Origin of the sequence: Ensifer sp. LC163 (assembly GCF_001695855.1) — a bacterium.
GTDB lineage: Bacteria > Pseudomonadota > Alphaproteobacteria > Rhizobiales > Rhizobiaceae > Ensifer.
In genome coordinates this window covers 1-749 of sequence record NZ_MBSS01000058.1, presented here as the reverse complement: position 1 = coordinate 749, position 749 = coordinate 1, and the positions used below count along the sequence as shown (strand labels likewise).

Annotated in this window: 1 protein-coding gene and 1 pseudogene; both read right to left on the bottom strand. The window is 56.7% G+C overall.

Annotation, left to right across the window (positions count from 1 at the left end):
- Window positions 1-144: pseudogene (locus tag BC360_RS31130) on the bottom strand (flagellin); the annotation flags it as partial.
- Between the two features lie 261 nt (window positions 145-405).
- Window positions 406-749 (bottom strand): flagellin (locus tag BC360_RS27525; protein ID WP_274533959.1); only part of this gene is annotated, 344 nt, incomplete at its 5' end.

Sequence of the window (749 nt, the reverse complement as noted above, 5' to 3'; positions counted from 1 at the left end):
CGACCAGTAAGCAGCGTTGTCGGAAGCGTTGCCAACGCGGTAGCCGGACGAAATACGGTCCTGCGTCGTTTCCATCGAGGAATTGATCGAACGCAGCGTGGAGAGTGCGGCCATTGCCGCGTTGTTGGTCATGATGGACGTCATTGGCTGAGTGCCCCTTGGGAAAACTGGATTGAAAGGGACATTCCGGGATTACCGGGAACCGGCGGCCAGCTTCATGCCTGCTAACGCGTTAATCTTGTTGGTTAACCCGCCGTTTCGATAGGCACAGAAAACACCAAGATGGTTAACGAAGCTTGAAGCGCGGACGAAAAAAACATAACGACAAAAGAAAAACCGCGCCTCGATCGAGACGCGGTTTTTCGTTTTACAGTCCGGGACCGAAGTCGCCGGTATCTGAACCGATTAACGGAACAGCGACAGAATGTTCTGCGAGCTGCTGTTGGCGATCGAGAGAGACTGGATGCCGAGCTGCTGCTGTGTCTGCAGAGCCTTCAGGCGGGTCGACTCTTCGTTCATGTCGGCGTCAACCAGCTTGCCGACACCCGATTCGATCGAGTCCATCAGGTTGTCGACGAAGTCCTTCTGGAGATCGACGCGCTTGTTGACGGCGCCGAGGTCCGAAGCGGCGTCGGTCATGCTCTTCAGGACGGTGTCGACACCGCTGAGGTAGTTGGCCAGTGTCGTTGCCGTTACCCCAGTGCTGATGTCGAGGGTCAGAACGCTGACGCCGGTGATGGCCGTGCCAG